17 protein-coding genes and 1 pseudogene are annotated in these 22,444 nt (G+C 29.3%); 4 read left to right on the forward strand and 14 right to left on the reverse strand.

What is annotated here, in order from left to right; translation table 11 throughout:
- Positions 1 to 208: 208 nt before the first annotated feature.
- The 4 genes and pseudogenes from KDK92_RS18840 to KDK92_RS18855 all read right to left on the reverse strand — a co-directional run.
- Complete coding sequence (locus tag KDK92_RS18840; RefSeq protein WP_250860939.1) at positions 209 to 1,399, reverse strand: winged helix-turn-helix domain-containing protein; 1,191 nt, start codon at positions 1,397 to 1,399, stop codon at positions 209 to 211.
- An 88-nt stretch (positions 1,400 to 1,487) separates the two neighbouring features.
- On the reverse strand, positions 1,488 to 2,531 hold the full coding sequence (locus KDK92_RS18845; RefSeq protein WP_250860940.1) for an oxidoreductase: 1,044 nt from the start codon (positions 2,529 to 2,531) through the stop codon (positions 1,488 to 1,490).
- 106 nt (positions 2,532 to 2,637) lie between these two features.
- Positions 2,638 to 3,627, reverse strand: coding sequence for a flavin reductase family protein (locus KDK92_RS18850; protein ID WP_250860941.1), 990 nt, complete (start codon positions 3,625 to 3,627; stop codon positions 2,638 to 2,640).
- Between the two features lie 37 nt (positions 3,628 to 3,664).
- A pseudogene (locus tag KDK92_RS18855) lies at positions 3,665 to 4,228 on the reverse strand (DsbA family oxidoreductase); the annotation flags it as partial.
- Between the two features lie 398 nt (positions 4,229 to 4,626).
- Between KDK92_RS18855 and KDK92_RS18860 the strand changes: the two are divergent.
- Together KDK92_RS18860 and KDK92_RS18865 are read left to right on the forward strand one after the other, a co-directional pair.
- The gene (locus tag KDK92_RS18860) at positions 4,627 to 5,328 is read left to right on the forward strand and encodes a DUF421 domain-containing protein (RefSeq protein WP_250860942.1); all 702 of its coding nucleotides are present in this window, start codon (positions 4,627 to 4,629) and stop codon (positions 5,326 to 5,328) included.
- A gap of 527 nt (positions 5,329 to 5,855) precedes the next feature.
- Entirely contained in the window at positions 5,856 to 6,491 is a 636-nt protein-coding gene (locus tag KDK92_RS18865) for a hypothetical protein (RefSeq protein WP_250860943.1), read from the forward strand.
- Positions 6,492 to 6,641: 150 nt separating this feature from the next.
- Here the strand turns inward: KDK92_RS18865 and gad are convergent, their stop codons facing one another.
- The 6 genes from gad to KDK92_RS18895 form a co-directional block, all read right to left on the reverse strand.
- Entirely contained in the window at positions 6,642 to 8,075 is a 1,434-nt protein-coding gene (gene gad / locus KDK92_RS18870) for a glutamate decarboxylase (RefSeq protein WP_250860944.1), read from the reverse strand.
- Positions 8,076 to 8,192: 117 nt separating this feature from the next.
- Entirely contained in the window at positions 8,193 to 9,065 is an 873-nt protein-coding gene (locus tag KDK92_RS18875; protein WP_250860945.1) for a collagen-like protein, read from the reverse strand.
- 164 nt (positions 9,066 to 9,229) lie between these two features.
- A complete protein-coding gene (locus KDK92_RS18880; RefSeq protein WP_250860946.1) occupies positions 9,230 to 9,787 on the reverse strand; it encodes a permease in 558 nt (185 codons plus the stop codon).
- Positions 9,788 to 10,264, reverse strand: a complete 477-nt coding sequence (locus KDK92_RS18885) for a permease (RefSeq protein ID WP_250860947.1) — start codon at positions 10,262 to 10,264, stop codon at positions 9,788 to 9,790.
- Positions 10,265 to 10,266: 2 nt separating this feature from the next.
- Entirely contained in the window at positions 10,267 to 10,605 is a 339-nt protein-coding gene (locus tag KDK92_RS18890) for a PadR family transcriptional regulator (RefSeq protein WP_250860948.1), read from the reverse strand.
- 146 nt (positions 10,606 to 10,751) lie between these two features.
- Positions 10,752 to 12,440 (reverse strand): methyl-accepting chemotaxis protein, encoded by a 1,689-nt coding sequence (locus KDK92_RS18895; RefSeq protein WP_250860949.1) that lies wholly within the window; start codon positions 12,438 to 12,440, stop codon positions 10,752 to 10,754.
- Positions 12,441 to 12,745: 305 nt separating this feature from the next.
- Between KDK92_RS18895 and KDK92_RS18900 the strand changes: the two genes are divergently transcribed.
- Positions 12,746 to 15,667 carry an insulinase family protein gene (locus KDK92_RS18900; RefSeq protein WP_250860950.1) on the forward strand — a complete coding sequence of 974 codons (2,922 nt, stop codon included), beginning with the start codon at positions 12,746 to 12,748 and terminating at the stop codon, positions 15,665 to 15,667.
- Between the two features lie 269 nt (positions 15,668 to 15,936).
- On the opposite strand, the gene KDK92_RS18905 is transcribed toward KDK92_RS18900, so the two are convergent.
- The 4 genes from KDK92_RS18905 to KDK92_RS18920 form a co-directional block, all read right to left on the reverse strand.
- Positions 15,937 to 16,806, reverse strand: a complete 870-nt coding sequence (locus KDK92_RS18905) for a mechanosensitive ion channel family protein (RefSeq protein WP_250860951.1) — start codon at positions 16,804 to 16,806, stop codon at positions 15,937 to 15,939.
- A gap of 615 nt (positions 16,807 to 17,421) precedes the next feature.
- Positions 17,422 to 18,120: an ABC transporter permease gene (locus KDK92_RS18910; RefSeq protein WP_250860952.1), complete on the reverse strand. Its 699-nt coding sequence runs from the start codon at positions 18,118 to 18,120 to the stop codon at positions 17,422 to 17,424.
- Positions 18,120 to 18,965 (reverse strand): ABC transporter ATP-binding protein, encoded by an 846-nt coding sequence (locus KDK92_RS18915; RefSeq protein WP_250860953.1) that lies wholly within the window; start codon positions 18,963 to 18,965, stop codon positions 18,120 to 18,122. Before KDK92_RS18915 ends, KDK92_RS18910 begins: the two co-directional genes overlap by 1 nt.
- A 173-nt stretch (positions 18,966 to 19,138) precedes the next feature.
- Complete coding sequence (locus KDK92_RS18920) at positions 19,139 to 20,173, reverse strand: LytTR family transcriptional regulator DNA-binding domain-containing protein (RefSeq protein WP_250860954.1); 1,035 nt, start codon at positions 20,171 to 20,173, stop codon at positions 19,139 to 19,141.
- Between the two features lie 308 nt (positions 20,174 to 20,481).
- On the opposite strand from KDK92_RS18920, the gene pepF reads away from it, so the two are divergent.
- Entirely contained in the window at positions 20,482 to 22,416 is a 1,935-nt protein-coding gene (gene pepF / locus KDK92_RS18925) for an oligoendopeptidase F (RefSeq protein WP_250860955.1), read from the forward strand.
- Positions 22,417 to 22,444: the final 28 nt, after the last annotated feature.

Consider the following 22,444-nt stretch of genomic DNA (forward strand, 5'->3'; position numbering starts at 1 on the left):
ATATTTTAAAATATTTTTTGTTTTTTAATACTACTCCTTTATTTTAACTTATTTTTTCAAGTTTTGCTAAAACAATATTAACCACACTCTCATTAAATATATCATAATCAACAATAATATCAATAAATAGAAGCTTTACTTTAATAAAACATCTACCAATACTTCGTAAAAATGATAGTAATCCTTTCTCCTTGTTTAAAACTATGTTTTAAAATATTATTTTTTCCTTGCAATTAAGTATAATGTCTTTATCGCTTAGATAACGTAGAAACTTTTTAAAGCAATCGGAAATAGCTTTCTTCATTTCTTCAGTAACAACAATATCAGGCTCCCACCACCAATTAATAATTTCAAGAATACCAGTTTTTTTGTTATATTTTGGTTCAAATCGTGCTATGAATTTATCACCATATAAAACAGGTAATACATAGTAACCATGTTTTCGTTGTGAAGCAGGTGTGTACACTTCCCATTTATATTCAAATCCAAATAACTCTTTAATTAATTTTCGATCCCATATTAAATTATCCAAAGCTGCAATAAATGATGCCTGTGGTACATATTTAACACCCTTTATTATCTTATTTAATAAAGTCTCTTCCTCTTTACGAATATAAAATGAATATTTTATATCTTCTACTTCAAGCGGTATTAGTTCCCCTTTTTCAACAAGCCTAGATATAGCTTCATTTCTATCTTTACTTTTCATCCAGTGTATTCCAAGCCATGCATCACCTGAACGATTCCATAAAAGCCCAATAGCGCCTATTCTTCTTTTTACATACCACTCAAAATACTGCTCTATGGTAGTATTAGGGTCTGGCGTAGACAATAATTCAGATGGTAGTTGTTTTTCTGAAAAATCATAAACCTTTCTTGTACCAACCTTATGATGAATAATCAATTCACCCCAAAAATACATGCTTTCAAGAGCTGCACGTGCTACTCTTGTTGATGACCATCCCCATTTAACTTTGGCATCAATTTTTATGTCAATAGATGATAGAGGTCCTTCTTCTATTAGAGCTTCTCTTACCTTCGGTAACACCTTATCAATTGAAGCTTTTTCTTTTTCATATTGATGATATTGATCTGCTCTATATCTAGCAAAGTATGGCCAATCCTCCACTGGATAAATAGACATACATTTATCCCAACCATCTAATAATTTTCTGTCAGTATATAAAAGTTCTCGAAGATTTTCTGCTTTAAATTCTTCGACTCGAGACTGCAGAACAAGGTATGGATTGTATCCAACCATATCAAGGGGATCATACTGTATACATCCAACCTTCCTTATATATTCATATATACCTTCCTTACCGCAAATCTTTCTTGGTTCTAAAAGGCTTTGATATGCAAGTAAAAATTCACGTGCTTGTTTTTTAGTTAATCGCATTCATTATTTCTCCTTATATAATCAGTATTACCTAAAAAAGCAGCTAATAGGCTGCTTTTGGGGAGTTGATGAATAATATTAGATTCTATTATTTATTATACCAAGGGCACTTTCTGCCATCTATATGATACTTACATCCTGTTCTGCAATGATAACATTTATTAATATCTTCACCTTTAATAGCTTTGTTTGTCCAATCAGGGTCAGCAAGCAATCCTCTACCAACAGCAACCATATCTATCAAGTTATTTTCTAGTAAATATTCAGCTTCTTTTGCTTCTCTAATACCAAATACACAAGCTACAGGAATATTAACTTCTTGATGTATAACTGTACCCATGTATGTTATTGCTGATAACTTAAATTCTTCAGGTACAACGATACTATCTGCACCAATACCAACTGATACATTTAAAATATCTACTCCTGCTTCTTCAAGTTTCTTTGCAAAGTATTTATCTTCTTCCATAGTTGGATCATTAGCTCCAAGTCTATAGCATATTATAAAGTCCTCTCCAACTGCTTGCCTAATCTCATGCACTATTTCCAAAGATAATCTAAGTCTATTATCTAATGATCCTCCATAACTGTCAGTTCTTTTATTAACCTCTTTTGATGTCAATTGGCTTAAAAGATAACCGTGAGCACCGTGGATTTCAATCCCATCTAAGCCCGCTTTTTTAGCTCTTAAAGCAGCCGCAACATGGTCTTTTTTAACTTTTTCTATCATTTGAATGGGCATTTCTAAACATTCTTTATTTTCAATTTCAACTGGAGAAGAAGAGTATACAGTTTTTCCTAAGGCTTTCTTACCAGCATTCATTAATTGAACAATTACTACTGCTCCTTCATCATGACAACTCTTTGCTATTCTTTCAAACTGAGGAATATGCTCATCCTTCCATATCCCAAGCTCTGTATCACATATACGAACATCTTTTGATATAGAAGATGATTCAATTATGATCATTCCAGTTCCACCCTTTGCTCTTTTCCCATAATGGTCTGCACGATCAATAATTTCAAATCCATCATTATCTGTCCAGTTAAAACATACTACAGGAGGCATAATTATTCTGTTTTTAACTTTATGTTTATTTACTTTAATAGACCTATTTATTGTATTACTCATGTGATTACTCCCTTTTATTTGAATTTTCCTATCTATATAGTACATTTAATACACTACAAATAGTTTTCTTATTTAAACTCCATATATCTCACTTTTTTATTTATCCTTAATTCAAAATAACATTATATTTTTTCATCTTCAATGTATTAGCAGTCTTATCCTTTATAAAAATACATTCAACTTTTACCTTAGTATGGACCCTTTTGCTTTTAGCCTGACCTTTTTCCCATGTTTTAGCTCTATGGTAAACATCCATTCTAGCTATAAATTCTTTTTCGTTCAATTTATCCACTTCAAATTTTTCAATAATATGTTTGCCATCAAAACAAGTATTGTTATTATCTTTATACCAGTCGCTGTATTTTTCAAAACTATCGATTAAAATCGGTCCAAGAATAATGTCAACATCATTCCAATAAAAAAACTCTTTCAATTCTTCAATTGGTTCATGATTATCGATTTTATTATAATAATCCAATATTAATTCTAAAATTTCTTTTTCATAATCAGACATAGTATTATCATTTAATAATGACGTTTGCCACATACGATTAGCTCTACCTAAATACTCACCAGTTCCAAAGTATTCTCGATCACCATGCATATATGAAATAGGATCTATCTTTAATATATCTGGCATTCCATTTTCTTTTAAACAATCTTTATCAATTTTAACATCTATAACCTCACCTATGAACATAGTATGCAGTCCCAGATCATCATATTTAACCAATTTACATTCCAAAACTACTGGGAATTCTGATACATATGGTGCATCTACAACCTCACTTTTCACTGAAGTTAAGCCTGTTTTCTCAAATTTATTTTCTATTCTTCCTGAAACTGTACCTACATAGTCCATCTCTAATACATGTTTTTTAGATGGAATGCAAATTGTAAATGCTTGTTTGTCAATAATATTGCTGTAACTATAGGTTGCTTTTCTTAATGATACTGATATCATAGTTGGACTAGAGTTTACAATACCAGTCCATGCTGCTGTCATCATATTTGCATTATTATCATTGTCATAAGTTCCAACAACAACAGATGGTAATGGTAAAATCATTGTGTTTGCTCCTACTGATTTTTTCATTTAAATCATTCCCTTCCTATATGAATAATTTCACTCTTTATAATAAACCTTTGTTTTTTAATCTAGAATCAAATAAGTTTCTAAATGTTTCAATAGATTGGGCCCCTACAACTTTATACTCATCATTGATAATAAATGTTGGGGTGCTATTAATACCCATGTTTTTAGCATGTTGTGCATCTTCTTTTATTTTTTCTGCAAATCTTCTTTCTTTCACAGATCTAGCTAGTTCTTCTCCATTTATACCTACTTTCATACCTACTTCACTTAGAACTTCAATATTCCCAATATCTTTTACTGAAGTAAAAGATGCATACATTAATGCATCATGATATTCTTTATATTTACCAATAGATTTTGCATATTCAGCTGCTTCTAAAGAATTATATGAGTTATACATGATCTTTAAATCACCAAACTTTAATCCAAAAGGTTCTGCCATATTATTAAAATTATCAATCATCATATTAAGTCTATTTTCACCCATCATTTCAATAAAACTAACTCCCTCACTTGGAGTCTCAGGATGGATTTCGTACCCTATCCATTCTTCTTCAATATCATATTCCTTTTTTAACTGGTCGACAACGCCCTTGCCAACATAACAGAATCCTCATATATAGTCAGAAAAAATTTTAATATTAATAGTCATGTAACTCATCTCCTATTTTTTTAATTCATACTTGACTTTATATCTAAGTGAATATTCATTTAACTTATTCCTAAAAAAAATTATTCAATAAATAATTTTTTAATTCTAAATAAAATTTTCACCATTCAAACCTATTTTAAATGAATGTTCATTCACTGTCAATATTCTTTTTGAAGTTAATCAATTTTATTATGCGCTCTTATAACATTTTCTATTAGTGCTTATAAAACAACATTCACTATATCTCCACTACAGTTATATAGTTATTAATAAAATTATGAAATTATTTTACGTTAATTTGGGAAAAATACTTAAGATTATTATTAAATTCAAAAGGAGAGAATTAAATGAATATATATATAATAATTGCTTTTAGAGTGACTACTATTATGCTTGTTTTATTATTATCAACATTACTTATTTCAGGCAAACGCCCTATTGGAGAGCTTCCAGTGTTTGATTTTCTAACTATTATTGTTATTGGTGCTGTTACTGGTGCCGATATTGCAGAACCTAAGGTTCCTCATCTTCATATAATTTTTGCCATTATAGTAATGTGTTTATTCCAAAAAATAATTAATTCAATCTACTTAAAATCAAATTTTTTCAGAAAGCTAATAACCTTTCCCCCTACAATAATAGTTCAGGATGGAAAAATGATATATAAGAATATAAAAAAAGTAAAGTATTCTGCAGATGAAATATTAATGCTCTTACGAGAGAACGACATCTTTGATATAAGTGAAGTTAAATATGGAATATTAGAAGCAAGTGGAGATGTTTCTATTTTACGAAAAAGCTATGCAGAAGCTATAACTAAAAAAGATTTAAACATCAAATCAATGGATACTGAACTTAAACATACAATAATTTTTGATGGAAAGTTTCAAAACGAAAATTTAAATCTACTTAATTTCTCTAAAGAAGAAATAATAGAAATTATTAGAGAACATGGTTACAATGACATCTCTCAGATTTTCTTTGCTTCTATGGATAAAAGTAAAAATATATGTATATCTGACTATGATGTTAAGTGTGATGATATTTAATATAAATTTTTTATATCATAAATATTTTCTTTATTATTGGTTAAAATATTATTGAGTAAGTAATAGTCTAGTTAAGATTTACATTATATCTTTAAGATTATGTAAATTGATCTAAGATATTATATAGGTGGCGACACTTATATAATGTTTATGATATGATTTTTTATGATACATAATCATATCATAAACAATTGAACTACCACTAAGTAATATACTTCTTGTATATTACTTAGTGAAACGAATCGTTATTATAGGTAACATAAGCTTTGTATAATAGCGTTAGTAAGATTATTACTTGCTCCATAAACCCCTATATTAGTTTTCTAATATAGGGGTTTAGTTTGTTAACAAAGTTTCAATATATTGTTTTCTGTTTTTAAGATTTTATATACAAGTAGACCCATAAGATAACGCAGTAGCACTATGTTATTTCCAAAATTCAGTAAAATCAATCTTTTTATAAATGAGATTGAAAGTTATGATATTGTGACATAATAATATATATCAATGTTGAGAGGAGTCATATAATGTATATTAACTGGTTAGAATGGTTAGGTTATTTAGCTTCACTTATTGTTCTAATATCACTATTAATGAGTTCTATACTAAAACTGAGATGGATCAATTTGGCAGGTTCTTGTATGTTTTCTCTTTATGGATTCTTAATAGGTGCACTACCTGTAGGATTTATGAATCTCGGTATTGCCGCAATAAACATATATTATCTTATAAAAATATATGGCACTAAGGAGTTTTTTAAGATTCTTCCTACTGAAGGTAACTCTCAGTATTTTAATTACTTTTTAGACTTTTACAAAACTGAGATTGAGAAATACTCTGATAAATATCAGATTAACATTAGCACTTCTGATGTAGGTTTTTATATTTTAAGAAATATGATACCAGCAGGACTATTTATAGGTTCACGTTATAATGAAGATACTCTTAATGTAGAGCTTGATTTTGTTATACCAGAATATAGAGATTTTAAAATTGGAACATATGTATTTGAACATAATAAACAATATTTCATTGATAAAGGTTATTCTAAATTTATAAGTTTTTCATCAAAAGATGAGCATATAAACTACTTAAAGAAAATGGGCTTTAAAGAAAGTGTACAAAATAATCGTAAATGTTTTATAAAGTCAATAAATGTATAATTTTATTCAAACAACAATATTAAGTTTTAGGTTCTTGTCTTACAATTCATTAAACACATTCTTTATAAAGGTTATAACTAATTTCATCCTTAACAATACAATTAGTTATAACCTTATTTTTTGTATGTCTCCATGCAATACTTATTCCAATTATACACACGTAGAACCACAAGATAATGCAGCAGTACTATCCGATTGATCATTTATCAAAGAAAAAATAGAACTTTCCATATCCTCAAATAATTTATCTGCCATCCCATAATTAAATCCAACCTTTAAAACCATTCTTAAAATAATTTTATTTTCAAATGGTGTTGGGAGTGGATATGCGGGTATACTCCAACCATATTCTTTTATTTTCTGTGCTAATTTCCCCGGCTCAATACCCATTTCTTCTGCTTCTTTTGTAAGACTCAATATAACAACAGGTATACCTGGAAATTTATTTTCTATTTTAAATATCTTAGTACCAAAAATTTTAAGACTATTAAACTTTTTAGTTAGACGATGTTGAATATCATACATATAGTTTATTATTTCTTCGTACCCTTCCTGTCCTTGTCTAGTTAAATTATAGTACTGAGCTATTACATTGTTGGCATTCTTAGTGAAATTTAATGAAAAATCATCCTGAACACCACCTAAATAGTCAATTTGAAAAATCAACTCATCATCTATTTCGTGTCTATTTCGCCAAATAGCCCATCCAATTCCAGCATATACAAGCCCATATTTATGACCTGAAATATTTATAGATTTCACCCATTTCAGTCTAAAATCCCAAGATATATCCTTATACATATTATAAAATGGTGCTATAAATCCACCGCATGCTGCATCAACATGGATAGAAATCTTCCATTGATGATTTTTATTATATTTATCAATAACTTTATTTAGGGCTTTAATATCATCAAATTCCCCACTAAAAGTATTCCCTAAAATCCCAACAACACATATTGTTTTATCACTAAGTTTTTTAGCTACCTCATTAACATCAATTTTATTATCAGATCCTATAGGAATTATAATAGGTTTTACTTCAAAATATTTTGCAAACTTCTTCCAGCATACTTGAACATTTGAACCAAATATTATTTCAGGTTTTACTGTGTCACTCTCTTTACCATACTTTTCTCTATGTTTTTTCCAAAGAAACTTATAGTTCATTCCAGCTAACAATGACGCTTCTGTTGAACCTACTGTACTAGTTCCTGTGGGGTTATCTTCTTCTGAAGCATTATATAAGTTTGCTAATATTGAAACACACCGTTTTTCAAGTTCAATTGTTTGGGGATATATTAGCTTATCAATATAATTTATATCAAGAGATTCCTTCATAAGTCTTATTGCTGTTGGTTCCATCCACGTGGTAACAAAGGTTGCCATATTTAATTGAGGGTTAGAATCAAAATTACTTTCAGAGTTCACTATTTCATATGCTTCTGATGCATTTATTCTTCTATCATTTATAGTATCTAATGGTGGCGCAGAAGGTGTGAATATATTCCCATTACATGATGTAGAATTTTGAGAATGGGAACTCTTTTCTGAGCGTTTCTTGTATATTGATTTTACTAGCATCACAAACTCCTTAAATTTAATATCTTTAATATTAATTTATGACGCAATGAGTTTAAAAATTACTATATGAATTATTCAGTAAAAAAGCAGCCTTAGAAGGCTGCATATCATATAAAACTAACAACAACACTTAATTACATTAATCGCACAAGTGGATATAGCTATATCATCATTTAATATCAGCACTCCAACCTGTATACATGTAATTTCACCACAAATAACAGTTCCGCAACATAACTCAACTTCCACGCAATTTCCTATACCTATATGAGCAAGTTTATACCTTATTGATGCTTCACAAATAACTTCACAAGTTACCAGTGGTGGTTCTGGTAAACATAGTGGCTTTACAGGTGGTTTAAATCTACTAAATTTATCTCCACAACACATAAGTTCTACAGATATTATTTTACATATACTTATACATTCATATTTTGAACACTCTTCAATAGTTACTAATCCACCTAAGCAATCTACTGAGACTACTGTTCCTTTTTTTACACAACAATCACACAATCTTAATCTTACACAAACATCACCAATTATAGCTAATTGTTGTAAAATATTTCGTATCTGTTCTATACACTTGCATTTAATCATGAAACACTTTCCAGGTGGTCCTTGTGGACCTCTATCCCCTTGTGCTCCTTGTACTCCTTGCACACCTTGTACGCCTTGATCTCCTGTTGGTCCTTGAATTCCTTGTGGACCTCTTGCCCCTTGCACACCTTGCTTTCCTGGTCGGCCTTTTGGTCCTTCTATTCCTTGTACTCCTCTTTCTCCTTTATCTCCTTTTGGTCCTCTACACCCTCTTGGTCCTCGTTCCCCTGGGCAACCTTTTGGTCCTCTTGGTCCCGGAGGTCCAGGTGGTCCTGGACAACAGCAATCACAATCACAATTACAATTACAATTACAATCGCAATCGCAATCGCAATCGCAATCGTATTCATCATAACATCTTTTGTTCATTAGATAATCATTATCTTTCATCAATTTCCATCTCCAGAATTGTTATATTATGGACATAGCGTCCTTGTTATATAATATGTATGGAAATATTAAAAGGTGTGTATTTGTCTAATCGAATCAAATTCCACACCTATTTACTCAGCATTTTATGTTATATTATTCCATTATATTTTTAAAATAACTAATTAAGCTTCAGCCATCTCACTTGCAGATGAATAGACCTTCTTTAGAGTTTCTTTACTAATCATCTTTTCTATTATGAAAGACCCAACTAAGAAAATAGTTAAGTTTGAAATAACATGAATAGTAGTAAATCCTCCCCCAAATGAAGTATATTCGTACATTAACAATGGCAATTTAGAACTTGACCAAACCCCTAAAAAGAACAAAACATATGCAAATCTAGCCTGTTTTTTTATTAAAATCGCGGCAATAGGAAATGCCACATACAGAGGTCCTGCTGCTAAAGACCCTAATACTAATGCAATTAGTATTCCTTTTAAACCTGAATCTGGTCCCATATACTTTATCATAGTCTCCTTTGGTATCCAAATATCCAATAAACCAATTAATACCAATATTGGAGGCAACACACCAAGCATTGATTTAAAATTAGATAGTGTTTTATTTGAGGCATTTACTCCTACTTCATTATTTATGAAATAAAGTATAGTTATTAACGCTATCATAATAATTGTCCATTTATATCTGTGTATAATTGACTTTTTATTTTTATTACTCATTTACATCACGCTCCATATAATTAATGCGAAAACTACAGAAGCTATCAATCCCAAAATATTTCTTAATATTGCAGATTTTTTACCAAAATATTTTATTTCTAGCCCTATAGTAGTAAAACCAACAGCCATTAAACTTGAAATAAATGCTGCTATTTGCGGATACCCTGCTCCATGCTCCAATAGATTAGCCCCCAAAGGAAATGCAACAAAACCAGGCATAAAAGTTATGGATCCAACAAATAAACCTAGTAGTACTCCTAAGACACCAGATTGATCACCTAATATGGTGCTTATTGTGCTTGGACTTAAAACTGATAGAATGATTCCAATAAAAATCAACATAGGTACAATTGATGGCACAAGCTTTTTAAAAGAATTATATCCTATCTTTAATGCCTTCTTAGTTTTACCAATATCAAAGATAGCAGAAATCATCAAAAGTACTGTAACTCCCCCATACAATATATAACTTGTCATCTCTATTCTCCTTTACCTATTACTTCATATTTATCAAGAAAAAATCCTAAATTCTTATATCTTAACTCAATATCTTCTTTGAATTCATCTAGCTCTTTATAGCCATTATCTGTTATAGCATAATATTTTTTAGCTGCCCCTGATTGAGATGTGTCCCATTTTGATTCAACAGATCCATTCTCCTCTAATTTTTTTAATGCTCTATAAATTGCTGCGCTATCAATTATATTAATAGGTAAATTTGTTTCAAAATCCTTCAATAATTCAAATCCATAAGATGGCTTTTCAGCTAAAAACAATAGTATAAATGCTGCAACATGTCTACCTGGTTTACATTTCATTTCATCACTCTCCCTAAACATATATATGTTAATAACATATTACTGTATATAACATTGTATGTCAATAGAGGCAAATTAACTTATATTCCTTAAACGAAATAAGCTAATCTGCCTCTTCTTTTTATTATAAACATTAAATTTAAATTTTAAACTTTAAACTTGTATACTCCATCCTTTAATTTTTCTGACATATCTTTTATACTTTGTGAAAGTTCAATAAAATGATGTATACTTTCTTTTTGTTCCTCAACAGAAGCTGAAATTTCACGTTCCGATTCTGTAATTTCATTAGAAACACTTGCAACAGAATTAATATCACTCATAATTGAATCTTTATTTCTTGATATCTCATTTAGAGAATTAGAAAGCAAATCAATTTCATTGATTGTTTTATCTACTTCTACTCGAATATTATTAAATGAATTCACAGTCTCTTGAATATTTGATTTCTGAAAAGCTACCTTACTAGATATTTGATAACTATCTTTTGTTACTGTATAAACATTCTTCTTTACTGCTTCGATTAATCCATTAATACTTTTAGAGGATTCAATAACCTGCTCTGCAAGTTTTTTTATTTCCTCTGCAACTACAGAAAAACCTCTTCCTGCTTCCCCCGCTCTTGAAGCTTCTATAGCAGCATTTAGTGCCAATAAATTAGTTTGCTGAGCAACCCCGTTTATCACTTCTGTAACTTCATTAATTTTACCAACATTTTCATTTAATGATGAAATCTCATTTGTAGCTGTTTCAAAAGATTCAGTTACATCATTAATTGATTCTATCAGCTCTTCTAATTTATTATTTCCTAGATCTGAGGTTTTCTTAATTTCATAGTTACTATTAGATACATCCTTTGCTTTAACTAACATTCCATCTAAGGTAATAGTAAATTCATCAAAAGTATCAATCATATTAGATGTGATTTTATTCTGGTCAAATATCACTTCTGAAATATTATTTATCTTATCTGCAGCATTTTCTGTGGAAGCTGAAACCTCTTCACTGTATGATGATACCGTTGAAGAAATCTCATCCAGTTCAATAACCACACTTTTTGTATTTCCAATAGTATTTCTTAATGTACCAATACAAAGATTAAATTTATCTATCAGTTTTCCAAATTGGTCATTCCTCTTACTCTTAAATTGTACTGTGAAATCTCCTTCAGATAATAAATCAATATTTTCCATAATACTATTTAAAGATTTTGTTAATGATTTTGATATAAAATATCCTATTAAACTAGCTGCACAAACAATAAAAAATCCCATTGCCAAAATATATAATAATGCTGTTGTTATTTGATTATACATAGCCTTTAATGATAAACCTATATTTAATGTTCCAATTACTTCAGATTCATATGTCAATGATGTGGATATGTTATATACCTTCTCGCCTGTTGAAGTCTGTAACATCTGACCCGATGTTTTCTCTTCATTAATAATCTTAGAAACATCTTCGCTTTTCTGTGTTGCTGAAGATATCTCATCTACATCCTCTGAATTTTCTTTACTTTTCTTTTCAACCCCTTTATCTGATACTAATATTTGCGAGTTATTATCAGATAATGATATATATGAAATATTACCTTCACTCTGCTCTTTGGTTTTATTAAAAATTATTTGTAACTCATTTAAATCATCAATATTATACCTTGAAATTTCTCGTTTTAATGTATTAATGAGGGTTGTCCCATCATTTTTCATTTGATTAGTAACAGTTTTTCTAATGACAAAATATGAAAAGGCCATAAAAAACATCATACAAACTGTGGTTAACAGTATAATTATTCTCAGGACTTTTGATGTGAATGATTTAGTCTTATGCATAGTTACTTCCCCCTCGCATCCTTTTTAAATCCAAGCATTTTGACTAAATTATATCATTACATCAAAAAAAATACAATTTTTGTACATTTAGTTCACAAAGATATATTTCTTAATATTCCTCTTTTTTCTCCAATATTATTAACTTCTGGTGTTAATTCTTACCCCTATTATTCTGATTTTCTTGCGATTTTTAATAATTCAACTTGTTTATATAGGATGCTTCTATATTACACATTGAATTTCAAGTAGAAAAATGGTATGTTTTATATATATTTACATTAAAATGAATTCAAGGGGGATTGATTATGCAATTTGAAATCAATAAATCATATCATGGTTTTAAGCTTATTGATGAATATCCAATCAATGAGATTAACTCTATGGCGAAAGTATTTGAACATGAAAAAAGTGGTGCTAGATTACTTCATTTAGGTAATGATGATGATAATAAAGTGTTCTCAGTATCTTTCAGAACACCACCATCTGATAGCACAGGGGTACCTCACATCATTGAGCACTGTGTTCTATCTGGATCTAGAAAATACTTAACAAAAGAACCATTTATGGATATGGTTAAAGGTTCACTTAATACTTTTATCAATGCAATGACATTCGATGATAAAACAATGTATCCAATTGCCAGCCGTAACGAAAAAGATTTTTATAACTTAATGGATGTATACTTAGATGCTGTATTTTATCCAAAAATCTATGATATCCCTGAGATTTTCATGCAAGAGGGATGGCATTATGACCTCCATAATAAGGATGAAAAAATCACTTGTAAAGGGGTAGTTTACAATGAGATGCGTGGAGCTTACTCTTCACCAAGTACAATCTTAGAGGAAGAAGTAAGCCAATCTTTATTCCCTGATACATGCTATAAATATTCTTCTGGCGGTGATCCAGATGTAATACCTGACTTAACTGTAGAAGATTTTAAAGATTTCCATAGAAAATTTTATCATCCATCAAATAGTTATATATATCTATATGGTAATGGAGACATAGAAAAACAACTTCAATTCATAAATGATGAGTATTTATCAAATTTTGAAAGAAAGTTTATAGACTCTGCTCTTACTCTTCAGGCTCCATTTAAAGAGAAAAAAGAATGTACAACTTATTATGCTATCTCTGAAGATGAACCTTCTGAGAACCGCACATATTTAAGTGCTAATTTCGTATTTGGTGAATTTGCTGATGCTAAAACTTATTTAATGGTTAATATATTAAAAAATCTACTTATTGAATCTTCAGCAGCTCCTCTAAAAAATGCATTGATTGATAAAGGAATTGGAGAAGATATTCTCTTCATGAATAGCGAAGGAATACAACCATCTATTTCTTTTGTTGCAAAACACACAAGTGACGATAAGAAAGCTGAGTTTGAAAATATAGTTTTTTCAACTCTAAAAAAATTAGTAGCTGAAGGTATAGATAAGAAGTTAATAGAGTCATGTATCAATATTGTTGAATATAATCTACGTGAAGCTGAGAAATTCCCTACTAAGGGTCTTATATATAACATCATATCATTAGATAGCTGGTTATATGATAGCCACCCTACAACTCATCTTCAATATGAAAAGGTTATTAATGACTTGAGATCAAAGATAGACACTGGTTATTTTGAGAAATTTATCGAAGATAACATTATCAATAATCCTCATCACTCAATAGTTGTTATGAACCCCCAAAAAGGATTAAGTGAAGAAAAGGCTGTTGCTTTAGAGAAAAGACTAGATGAATATAAAGCTTCCCTTACTGATGAGCAAATAAACAGACTTATTGAAGAAAATACTGTATTAAAAGAAAAACAATTAGCTCCTGATACGCCTGAAGCAGTGGCAACTATTCCTAAATTATCTGTAAGTGATGTTGATCCTAAAGCAGCATCAATACCTCAAGAAGTAATAAAAGAAGATGATGTAACTTTACTTTTCCACAATATCTTCTCAAATAATATTTCTTATGTGGATTTCTTGTTTGATGTGGGCATGATTGATGAAGAATTAATTCCATATATAACTCTTCTTTCAGATATTATTGGGGATGTTGATACTAAATCATACACTTATTCTGAACTTTCAAATGAAATATATATGAGTACAGGTGGTATTGATTTGTCCTCAGCTGTTTATGTTGAAAATGGTAATGACAAACTATATTACCCTAAGTTCATCATAAGCGGAAAAGCTATCGGTGATAAAACTATTACTCTTCTCGAACTTATAAAAGAGTTAACAACATCCTCCAAGTTAGATGACAAGAAGAGAGTTAAAGAATTAATTCAACAAATAAAATCTAAATTAGAAATGCATATATATGATAGAGGAAATTCAGTTGTATCAAATAGAGTATCATCATATTTCTCTCCTGCTTCAAAATACTCAGAGAGCCTTAATGGATTAGATTATTTCTGGTTCATATGTAATACAATTGAGAATTTTGATACTAACAGTGATAATATACTTGCTAATTTAAATAAAGTTTATAATAGTATCTTTAATATAAACAACTTGATCATTAGCTTCACTGGGGACAAAAAAGATTTTGATTTATTTAGAGAAAATTTCACTATTGCAACTTCGACTCTAAATAAGAATAAATTAGAATCAAAAACTTATGACTTTAAGGAAACAAAACTTAATGAAGGTATTCAATCTTCTGCAAATGTTCAATATGTTGCAAAAGGATTTAACTTTAAAAATCTTGGTTATGATTATCATGGTAGTATGAATGTTTTGAGAATGATGTTAAATGGTGAATATCTTCATGACAGGGTTAGAGCAAAAGGTGGAGCTTATGGTGTTGGAATCACATTCACTAGAACAGGTGATGTTACTGTTGCTTCTTATAGAGATCCAAACCTTAAAGAAACGCTTAAAGTATATGATGATGCCGCTCAATATATCAAAAACCTAACTATGGATCAAGAGACTTTAACAAAGTTCATCATTGGTGCAATGAGCCAGGTTGATAGAGCGACAACACCTCATATGAAAGGTGAAATTGCTACACAAAACTATATCCGCAACATTTCTCAAGCAGATATACAAAGAGAAAGAGATGAACTTCTAAACACAAAACCTGAAGAGATAAAAGTTCTTGCAGAACTTTTAGAAAAAGTAATGGAAATGGATTATTGTTGTGTTCTAGGTAATGATAATACTATTAAAGAGAATGAAGACGCATTTAATAAATTAGTTAAACTAAATAAATAATTTAAAAAGCACGGTGCGCCGTGCTTTTTTTAGTTGAGAGTGGAGAACGCTGGATGTTTCTGCCTCCGCAGAAACTACATTTTATTGTTCTTTAGGACAAGACGTTTTTACTCATTTTATCCTAGGATAAAATATTGTATTTAAAATATAAGGTTTCATTGCAAATGAAACGAGTAACCCCTTATTGTCCAAGGAACAATCAATTAAAATTTCACAGAGTGAAATGTCAATCGTTCTCAACTCACCACTCTCAACTCTCAACTATGTTTTTATTTTTTACTTATCCTAACAGTCGGATATGCTAAATCAATCTTTTCTTCCAATGCAAACTTTTCTAGTATATTCTCCCATATATTATTTACACTAGTTCTTCTTTGACGTGGTCCGCATAAATACCTTAATGTTAATTCAACACCACATTCTCTTACATTTGTATAAACAATGGGCGTTAGCTTATCATAATGTATTCTATATTTACGTTCTGCTTCTCTAATCTCATGTGAAGCTTCTTTAGATAAATGTATGGTATTTTCATTGACAATGTCCGTTAATATCCCTTTTGCCTTTTTCCAATCACTTTCAAAGGTCACAAGTACTTTTATCTCATTCCATATAAATTTAAATGCTTTACTATAATTTACGGAAGCATTAGTAAATATATAACTATTTGGAATATCAATTATACGCCCTGTACTCTGTTCTCCCTCTTCATAAGATGTAACCTCAATTAATGTAAATTGAAACATACGAATATCAATTACATCTCCTCTTTGTTCATTAATTAAAATTCTATCCCCTACTTCAAACGGCTTTCTTAATATTATAAATAGCCATGCAGCAGTATTTGAGAATATATCTTTTAATGTAATAGCTATTCCCGCTGATAATAATCCAAAATATGTTGTTAAACTTAGCATTGAATCTGACCATAAAAAAATACAATATATAATGAGAATTGTTGTAAAAGAATAGTATACTTTTTTTCTAGTATTATAGTAAGTTTTATTATCTTTAATCTTTGAATATAATACTCTGTTAATAATCTTTGTTAGAAAAATTGTTATTATCAATCCAATAGTTGTCCATATAACTTTATATAATATATTATTCTGATTCATTAATACCCATAATTCATTCAAATCTCCACCACCCCTATTTTTGGCTCTTTTTAATCTTTCATCTTAGTTTTTCCATCTGAGTATCTTTTATTAATATATTACACAAAAATCAAATTCATTAGTAAAATTCATTAGTACATAATGAAACTTTAGTAAAAAAAACTGCACTAATTAGATACGAGTTTTACATAATAATATATGAAGCTTACTTTTTTAACCATAATTGTATGGAAGTCACCCATCTTCTATAATTGGGTGATGGATAATACTATTTTCAGAAAGGTTCGATATGCAGGAAAAATTCTAGCACATGATACTAGAAGCCCCCAGTTCTGCGTGAGCAACTGGTGGGAGGGTTCACTATTCCATATCCACCATATATCCTTATTAAATATTTTGACTAAAAACTATTTGCTTAAATAAAATTTCACTTAACTTCCTACTACTTTTAATATTGTTAATTTACATATTATTTATTATATTTATGTGTTAATAGTCATAAAATGCAAACAACTGTATTTATTCTATTTCTGTGGTATAATTATTTCTGAAATTACTAACTTCAAACAAACAAAAACACACTATATCTCATATTGCTTAGCAATTTAAGATATAGTGTGTTTTTATCTTTTTTATTTATAAGTCTTGCAATCTCCTTTTTTTATATACATATCCGAAGAATATACCTGCTAAGACTATCCAAATGAATAATACAAGAAGATGAGTCATTCCACTTATTAAACTTTCTCCCTTTAATACCTCATCTAATAATTCATTTGAATGATATGTAGGTATGAACTTAGCAATTATTTCTACTGTTTTATTTGAACTTGCATAAGCTGGTAGGGCTAAGAAAATCAAACTTATTGGCACACTAGCATTACTTGTTGACATTTGATTCTTGAATATTAATCCAATTACTGCACCGATAAAGATCATACTAATGGATAAAATCAATCCGATAATTAAAAATTGAAGTAAATATTGAGAACTAATTCCTATAATTAAAAACATGGCAATATTTATAATTATGGATAAAACCAATGTTATAATTGCTTTACTAATCAGAAATTCCAAAGGAGATACTGCTGAGAGCATAAGAGTTCTCATTGTATTTTTTTCCTTTTCTTCAGCTATTAACATTGACATAGTTGCGCAAACTATCATTGTTGCATTCATGTTCAAACACATGGATAATCCCAACATACCATTTTTCTTAAAAATGATTGAGGCTAATATTGGTATTACACTCAAAATTAAAATATTTGTATTTTTCTTCAAATCTTTTATCTCTTTTGTAACTAATGCATTTACTCTATTAATTGAAAATTCCATTATAATCCCCTCCCAGTTAAGCTTAAGAAAATTTCTTCTAAATTAGGTTCCTGTGAATGAATTGATAATAATTGACTATTTACAATCCAATTTTTAATCTTTTCTGCGCTTTTTTCATCGTTTTTCACAGAAATCTTCTCGTTTTTCCCTTTTAACTTTACTTCAATCTTATTTTTAGCATATTTTAACTTTAAATTTTCTGGCGTGTCTATCTCAACTATCTCTCCATCATTTAAGAAAGCCACTCTATTACATAACTTATCAGCCTCTTCCATATTATGAGTTGTTAAAAATATAGTAGTTCCCTCTCTATTTAATTTTCTAAGTAAATCATGTACTTCTTTTGCTGTTCTAGGATCAAGGGATGATGTTGGTTCATCTAAAAATAATATCTTAGGTTTATGAATCAACGCTATAGAAATCATAAGTCTTTGTTTCATACCTTTTGAAAGCTTTTTAACTTCCTTTTTTCTATCATCAAAAAGTTCAACGCTTCTTAATACATCATCTACATTTTTTCTATCTACACCATAGATATCAGCAAACAATGTAAGGTTATCTTCTATGGTGAGTCTTTCATATACTCCACTATTATCTGAAAGCACTCCTATCTTTTTAAAGATATTTTTTTTAAAAGAGTAAATATCCTTATTAAAAATCTTTCCCTCACCACTAGTAGGAATAAGTTGAGATGTTAAAATCTTAATTGTTGTGGTTTTCCCAGCCCCACTAGGTCCTAGAAATCCAAATATCTCCCCTTCTCTTACTGAAAAGTTTATCCTTTTCAAAACCTCTTTGTCTTTAAACTGTTTTGTTATATTCTTCATTTCAATTATGCTATTCATATTCATTACCCCTTCCTGCTTTTCACTGCACCTTAATTATGTCACTCTGACACCTAATGCTCTATAAAATACCTGTGAAAGGAGTAAATCTACTGTTAAAAACTATCATATCTAAGCTCAATAAACTTTTATTTCTGTGAATAGAGTCTTTTTTCCCTGAAAAGATACTACTTTTACAAATTTAAAATATGTTTTAGTTCCTCAATCCTACCTTTTGATAAAGGAATTGAACTTTTATTTTTATCATCTAATATAAGACTATAACTATTTCTTGTCCATGTAATAACCTCTCTCACCTTCTGGAGATTAACCAAATAAGATCTATGACATCTAAAAAAACCTGAATGCTCTAATCTTTCCTCTAACTTACTAAGAGTATATGAACAAGGAAATTTTTCTTTTCCAACATTTATATATGTTACTCCATTTAGTGTTTCTATATAATTAATCTCTATGGAATTAAATAATATAATTTTTTCATCTATTTTAGCTGGAATTTTATCTATCTTAAAAGAAGGTTTCAGTATCTCTTCGCTCTCAACATCCTCATTACTGATTTGTTCGTCCTCAAAGTCACTCTCATAGAATGTAAAGCCCTTTTCATCTAATGTATAAGAATCCCCTTCTAAAAGGATAGTCTCCTCTAAAGATACAGAAAAGGCTAATATAGAAATCCCTAATGAATTCATATATGGTATACTCTCTCTAATTATTAATGTACTTTCCCTATCTAGATTTAATGTTGGTTCCTGAATCAATAATATCTTAGGATTACTAATTAATGCTCTAGCAAAACTTATTCTTTTTCTTTGAGAATAAGTTAATGTATTAATCTCACTATTAGCCATATCTAGTAATGCAAATCTTCTCATTACTTCTTTTAAATCTAATTTACTATTATATATTTTATGAAATAATAATAAATAATCCTTTATACTCAATCTTTCATAAAATCCTTCTTCTCTAAAAATGACAGCTATATTATTTTTATTCTTGTTTATATATTGATAATTAATAATTTTCTCTATAAAAACCTTCCCCTTTGGCGGAATAATCTTTCCCAAAATAATATTAATCAAAAGTAATGCTATTTCTTCTGAGCATTTTATAGCTATACTTTGTCCTTCTTCTACCCTTATATTTAAATCCTCTATTAAAGTTAAATTTCTCTCATCCTTCCAAATTCCTTCAATAAGTAATCTGCTCATAAATTATCCCCCCAATTATTATGCTTAATTATATCATATTGTGTAATAATTAGTTTCTCCTCCCACATTTTTATAATATCTCTCATATGATTAGCTATCACTTTCAAGAAATTCATGAATAAACAGCACCAGAAGATAATGTGTGGAAGATTAAATTTAATAATAAAGTAAATATAGAAATTACATTTCAAACATCAGAAAGAGTTAGAAAATTTTAAATTTTACTAATATTGTTGAAATATCACATAAAACAATGTAATATATTACATATGAGCAAAAAAGTTGTAAAATCATAGGGGGGAATAAAAATGAGAAAATCAATTATGGCTAAAATACTTGCAGCTACTTTATCATTTACACTTGTATATGGACAAGTATCTGCATTTGCATTAGTTGGTGATAATGCAGTAAAAGTGGAAGCAAAAAAGGATGTAAATGAGACGCTTCATAGAAAAGATGCATCAGATAAGTACAAATGGGATTTAACTGATTTTTATGAGAATGAAGAATCCTTTAATAAAGATATTAAAGAGATAGAAGATGTACTACTTCCAAAGTTATCATCTTATAAAGGAAAATTAGATAACGCAAAAACTGTTAAGGAATATTTTGATTTTGATTCAGAAGTTTCATCAAAATTAATAAAGGCATATAGATATGCATCTCTTCAAGTAAAATTAGATCAAACTAATGCAAAAGCTCAAGAGTTAATGGGAATTGCTGTGAATACTTGGGGTAAATATTCACAAGCTATTAATTTTGAAAGACCAGAACTCTTAGCATTACCAGAAAAATCTCAGAAAGCATTAAGAGATGATAAAACATTAGAGGGATACCATCAATACTTAGATGAATTAATCAAAAGTACTGAACATATACTTTCTGAGGAAGAAGAGAAAATTTTATCTTTAGCAAGTGAAACTATGGGAACTCCAAATGATGTATTTGATAATGTTATGTATGGAGATTACAAATACCCTGTTATTGAAGATAAAGATGGTAATAAAATTGAATTAAATAGTGTTGAGTATAAGAAAATAATGGAAGGTAAAGATAGGGAACTTCGTAAAAAAGCTAGAGAGGCTAAACTTGAGTCTTATAAGAATATTAACAATACATTATCTGCAACTTATCTTGGAGAAATGAAAAAAAATATTTTCTTAGCTGAAGCTAGAGGTTATAACTCAGCTCAAGAAGCTTCTATGAGTGCAGAATCTATACCTACAGAAGTATATGATAATCTTGTTAATTCTATAAATGAAAATATCAAATATCTTCATAAATACTATGAAATAAGAAAAAATTATTTTGGCTTTGATGAAATGCATGGATATGACCTGTCTCTTCCATTAGTAGAAGATTATAAGATGGAATTTACTTACGAAGAAGCAGTTGACATGATTACTAAAGCTCTAGCTCCTTTAGGAGAGCAGTATGTTAAAGATTTCAAAAATGGTATAGATAATAGATGGGTAGATGTGTACAGAGACGATCATAAGTATACAGGAGCTTTCTCAACTGGTGCATATGGTATGCATCCAGTAGTATTAATGAACTTTAAAAATGATTTAGATTCCGCATTAACATTAGCACACGAAATGGGACATGCCCTTAATACTTATTATTCAAATAATAATCAAAATGCTTATAACGCTGGGTATCCAATATTTACTGCAGAAGTTGCATCAACTGCTAATGAACTATTGGTTATGGATTATTTAATAAAAAATGCTAAAAATGATGAAGAAAAATTGTATTTAGTTAATATGCAGTTACAAAACATAGAAGGAACTATGTATACTCAAACAATGTTCGCTGAGTTTGAAAAGACAACTCATGAAATGTTGGAAAGCGGAGAACCAGTATCTGCTAAAAAGTTAAATGAAATTTGGCTTGATCTATCAAAAAAATATGATGGAGAAAGTGTTACTATAGATGAGTTAAGTTCATACAATTGGGCAAGAATACCTCATTTCTATATGAATTTCTATGTTTATAAGTATTCTACATCAATGTCAGCATCCTTTGAATTAGTAAACAATATTCTTGCAAATAAGGAAGGTGCTGTTGATAAGTACTTAGAATTCTTAGGAGCAGGTGGTTCAGAATATCCAATAGAAACATTAAAGAACGCAGGAGTTGACATGAGTTCTTCAGCACCTATTGATAATATTCTAAAATATTATGGTGATTTATTAGATCAATATGAAGAGTTATTAAATAAAGTTAAAGAGAATAAATAAATTTTTTATGTGTCTTAGCACCTATCAT

Origin of the sequence: Oceanirhabdus seepicola (assembly GCF_023684385.1) — a bacterium.
Classification (GTDB): Bacteria; Bacillota; Clostridia; order Clostridiales; family Clostridiaceae; genus Oceanirhabdus; species Oceanirhabdus seepicola.